At 30.6% G+C, this 4,795-nt stretch carries 7 protein-coding genes; 4 read left to right on the forward strand and 3 right to left on the reverse strand.

What is annotated here, in order from left to right; all coding sequences use genetic code 11:
- From SULYE_RS08400 to SULYE_RS06020, 4 genes are all read left to right on the forward strand, one after another.
- A partial coding sequence (locus SULYE_RS08400; RefSeq protein ID WP_007547548.1) for a hypothetical protein occupies window positions 1-528 on the forward strand: 528 nt, incomplete at its 5' end.
- Window positions 529-540: 12 nt separating this feature from the next.
- The gene (locus tag SULYE_RS06010; RefSeq protein WP_007547550.1) at window positions 541-900 is read left to right on the forward strand and encodes a roadblock/LC7 domain-containing protein; all 360 of its coding nucleotides are present in this window, start codon (window positions 541-543) and stop codon (window positions 898-900) included.
- Between the two features lie 36 nt (window positions 901-936).
- Window positions 937-1,632: a DUF4388 domain-containing protein gene (locus SULYE_RS06015; protein ID WP_007547552.1), complete on the forward strand. Its 696-nt coding sequence runs from the start codon at window positions 937-939 to the stop codon at window positions 1,630-1,632.
- A gap of 1 nt (window position 1,633) precedes the next feature.
- Complete coding sequence (locus SULYE_RS06020) at window positions 1,634-2,167, forward strand: GTP-binding protein (protein ID WP_007547554.1); 534 nt, start codon at window positions 1,634-1,636, stop codon at window positions 2,165-2,167.
- A gap of 76 nt (window positions 2,168-2,243) precedes the next feature.
- Here SULYE_RS06020 and SULYE_RS06025 read toward each other — a convergent pair whose 3' ends face one another.
- The 3 genes from SULYE_RS06025 to dapB all read right to left on the reverse strand — a co-directional run.
- Window positions 2,244-3,236, reverse strand: coding sequence for an IS110 family RNA-guided transposase (locus tag SULYE_RS06025; protein WP_007547555.1), 993 nt, complete (start codon window positions 3,234-3,236; stop codon window positions 2,244-2,246).
- A gap of 709 nt (window positions 3,237-3,945) precedes the next feature.
- A complete protein-coding gene (locus SULYE_RS06030; protein ID WP_007547556.1) occupies window positions 3,946-4,161 on the reverse strand; it encodes an AtpZ/AtpI family protein in 216 nt (71 codons plus the stop codon).
- The coding region (gene dapB, locus SULYE_RS06035; RefSeq protein ID WP_007547557.1) for a 4-hydroxy-tetrahydrodipicolinate reductase at window positions 4,154-4,795 on the reverse strand (642 nt) is incomplete at its 5' end. The genes SULYE_RS06030 and dapB, both read right to left, overlap by 8 nt.

The raw sequence follows: 4,795 nt of genomic DNA on the forward strand, positions 1-4,795 counted from the left end.
ACAGAAGAACAATTTGGTTTAGAAAAAGAAAATCATCAAACTGATTTAGATGAGTTAGAAAAAGTCTTAACAGGTCAATTCGAAGAGAACATACAAAAAAGGGTAGACATCCCGGAAGATATTTTAAAGCCTACAGAAGATACATCGCAAGCATATGAACCTAAGGTGAATAATATAATAGAAAATAAACTTCCATCATTAGAAGAAATTTTATCTATGGAATCTCATGCTGAAAGAGAATCTGTTGCACCATCTATTAACGAAATCTTGGAACCAAATCTATCTGAAGAAAATAATTTATCAGATATCGATAACATTTTAAATGAGATTGAAAAAGAATTTATAAAAATCATAGGACCGTTTGGGAAATATATATTCAAAAAGAGAAAAGAGGAATTTTTTAAAAAAGACAATATAACCAAATTTTCAGTTTTAAAATTTATTCATTCTCTGGCTGAAGAAATACCAGAAATTAAAAAAAGAGATTTATTTATTGAAAATACAAAAAGTTTCTTATTAAATCTTTAATGGAGGATTAATATGGCTGTTAAATATACAGAAATACTTGAAGAATTTATTAGAGACTCTGGGGCAGAGGGTGCTGTTTTAGTAAGCGTTGATGGATTAGCTATTGCATCTGTGCTTCCAAGCACGGCTGATGAAGATAGAGTTGCAGCTATGGGTGCTGCTATATTATCCCTTGGTGAAAGAGTAACATCAGAATTAAATAAAGGAAATCTTGAACAGTTATACATTAAAGGTTCTACCGGATATGTTATATTTACAGGAATTAAAGATGTTGCTGTTCTTGGAGTTTTAGCTCCGGTCAATGCAAAATTGGGTCTTTTATTAATGGAAATTCACAGAACTGTAAAAAAACTTGAACAAGAGTTAAAATAATTAAAATAATTAAAAAGTTAAAATTGGAGATCTTTAATGGCAATAGCTGGGGATTTAAGAATATTTAATTTTGTAGACATATTTCAAGTTTTACTAAAAGATAAAAAAGATGGAATTCTTGTAATAGAACAGGATAATAATAATATTGCTGTTTATTTCAAGGAAGGTGATATCGTATATATAAGAGAAGTTAAAAAAGTATTTTACATATATCTTGATGTGGATTTTGAGGTTGTATTGAAAAAAGAAGGCGTTGATAAATCAGAACTATATAATGTTTTAGTGGCAAGACTCCCTAAACTATTGTCTATTAAGGAAGGTAAATTTTCTTTTACATCGGGATTTATAAAATACCCACCGGATTTAAAATCTTTAATTCCTATTGAAAAATTAATAATGTATCTTGCAAGACAATTAACTGAAGAGGAAGTTGAAAGAAAGATTTCAGATTTAAACTTAGTATTTGTAAAATCTTCTAATTATGAAGATATTGCAAAAAAGGCTTTTTTGACTGATTATGAAAAGAAAATTCTTCATTCAATAGATGGAAAAAATAAAGTTGCAGATATAATTAATATTACAAAAATTAATGACCTTACAGTTAAAAGAACGTTGTATGGTTTCTTAGCGTGTGGAATTATACAAAGGGAAAAGAAGAAAGAGAGAAAAATAGGTTTTGACTTAACAAGAAATCTACTCAACAAAATAATTTCAAAGATTAAAGGGTTGTAAAATGGCAGAAAAGAAAATAAAAATAGTAGTGGCAGGACCTTACGCTGCAGGAAAAACACAATTTATAAATACAATTAGTGAAATAGAAACTGTAAAAACAGAAGCAAGAACTACAAAAGCTGGAGAAAAAGAAAAGAAAGATCACACTACAGTTGCTATGGATTTTGGAAGGATAAAAATCGATTATGAACATACGCTTTATTTATTTGGAACACCTGGTCAAGCAAGATTTGATTTTATGTGGGATATTCTTGGTAAGGGTATGGTTGGGTTAGTTGTATTGGTAGACAGTACAGACCCTGCTACATTTCACGAGGCAAGAAGAATTATAAACTTTTTTGAGGCAAGGTATCCAGCTCCGTTCGTAGTTGGTGCAAATAAACAAGATTTAAAAGGAGCATGGAGTCCTGAAGATATTAGAACAGCTTTAGATTTAGGAGAAGAGATAAAAGTAATACCACTAATTGCAACAGACAAAGAAAATGTTAAAAGAGTTCTTTTAGAGTTATTGGAAGAAATTTCAAAATATATCTAACATAAAATACGTCGGGTGAGAAATTCAACAAAAACATGAGATTCTTCGCTTCGCTCAGAATGTTCTATGTTAAATGTCAAGTACAAAAATTTTCATCAAATGGTCTTCTGTTTTTTAATACACCATATGCCTGTCTTAATAACTTATGTGCTACAGCCACTAATGCTAACTTTTTAGCTTTACCTTTACTTACTAACCTTTCGTATAATTCTCTGCAGTATTTGTTAAACCTTATTGCTGATAATGCTGCCATGTATAATATCTTTCTTGCATATGGATTTCCCATTTTCTTTATCGAACCACTTTTCTTTACACTCGTTCCACTTTCATGTATACCTGGACTGATTCCTATAAAACTTGATGCATCTTTTACACTCTTAAATCTTTTAAAATTTCCATATACTGATATTATCATTCCTATAACCCTATCACTTATACCAGGTATACTTTTTAAAAGTTTGTACTCCTCTTGATAATTCTTCTTAGTCAACTCTTTTATCTCTTTTTCAAGTTCTTTTATGTTTTTTTCTATTTTTTCAATTAGCTCATAGTAATATTCCAAGTTCTCTTTCAATTTTTTGATTGGTATTGGTACATGACTTAAAGATTCTCTTTGATTTCTTAGCTTTGTAAGCTGATGCTGTAGGTCTTCTAATATCTTTAGTTTTATTTCTATTTCTTTTTCTACATCTGGTTTTGGTTTATAAAGCTCTCCATCGAAAAACGTTCTTCCATACTGTGCAATAAAGTATGAATCAGTCTTATCTGTTTTGACTCTTGTCATTTTAGCTTCCATAAACTTCTTTATTGAAAATGGATTTATCACTGCTACTTTATAGCCATTTTCATACAGATAATTAGCAAGCTTTAAATGGTAAACTCCTGTATGCTCCATTATGATAAGCATATCTGACTTTTTAAACTTCTTAAGGTAAAGCTTTATTTTCATTTCAAACTCAACCGGGTCTGATTTAACTTCAAAGGTTTCTTTCTTGTTATCATACAATACTGTAGCAGTGAATGAGTTTTTAGATACATCAACTCCAACGACGATTTTGTAGTTGTTCATAAGATTACCTCCTTTCATAAAATACTTGACATGAGAGAAACTTCCTGATAACCTATCATCGTAATCAATACAGGCTTAAAAGCCTAATGTTCTGATTCAGGTTTTAGGAAGTAGAGGAAGGACAGTCTACAAACATTCTGAGCGGTCTTAAAAGACCAATGACAAAGACTTGATCTGTCCTTCCTTTTTTCTCCCATGTCTGTAATTATTATAAAGCTTATTCTCTTGTAGATTAAAATTTTTAGTATATTTAATATACGATGACAAATAGGGTTGCTCCTAGTCAAGCATATGATTATCAAATTTTCTTCGTCATCCTGAGGATGAGGACGAAGTCCGAAGGATTTCTTTTTAAATTCTATAAAAACCGCTAATTTCTCATTCAAGGTATTTCAAAAATATATCTATATAAAATCATCCTTTCTTTGATGATTATCATTTAACCTTTTCCTGTCTGTCATTTTGAGGAATTCGGTTCAAAGGGCATTCTTTTTTAAAGAAGGTGATCAGGTAATAGAGACAATCACTGAATTGCCAGTATAGTGAATAAGTAAGAAATAAAAAGGTGGAGATATTCTTCGCCGGTTGTAGAATGACAAATAAGCAAAAATCAAAAAAATTCTAACAAGCAAAGAATGATGTCATTACAATTCCGAACTTAAAAAAATTTTTCTTGCAACATACTTAAATAGTAACGATTTTATACTTCTTATCCTTTACTTTCTTTTTCTTCACTTTCAATATACTTTTTCGCATCAGCGTACATATTTTTAAATCCAGCTATAAGACCAAGAAAAAAGAAAATTATAGTTAGGTAAGGTGATGTGCCAAAATAATTATCTAATAAATAACCAATGGCAACACCTACTATTACACCGGAGACTAAATGTAATCCAATTGTTAAAAAAGATAAATTTTTATTCATTCAATCCCAAAACATCCTGCATATCATAAAGACCGTTTGGCTTACCTACAATCCATTTTGCAGCTTCTAACGCACCTTTAGCAAAGATATCTCTTGAAGTAGCTCTGTGAGTCAATTCTATTCTTTCACCCATTGTAGCAAAGATAACTGTATGCTCGCCTACCACATCACCACCTCTAAGAACAAACACTCCAATCTCTTTATTACTTCTTTCACCTGTCAAACCTTGCCTACCATAAACGACTTTTTCTATTCCTGTTGCTTTCTTTAAAATATCCACAATCTTAGCCGCTGTGCCAGATGGTGCATCTTTTTTATATCTATGGTGCATTTCTATAACTTCAATATCAAAACCTTTATCTCTTAATGTTTTAACTGCTTGTTCTACAAGTTTAAATAATAAATTCACGCCTATGCTCATATTGGGAGCTAAAACAATTGGTATATCTTGAGAAAGCTGTTTTATCTCCTCTAATTCTTTTTCATTAAATCCTGTTGTTCCTATTACTGTATATTTTTTGTTCTTATCTGCTGCTAAAATTCTTAAATGTCCTAAAACAGCCTCGGTATTATTTGCAAAATCAATCAAGACATCAAAAGCGTCAATCACTTGAGAAACATCAGAAACAACAGG

It is taken from the genome of Sulfurihydrogenibium yellowstonense SS-5 (assembly GCF_000173615.1).
In the GTDB taxonomy this organism is placed as follows: Bacteria; Aquificota; Aquificia; order Aquificales; family Hydrogenothermaceae; genus Sulfurihydrogenibium; species Sulfurihydrogenibium yellowstonense.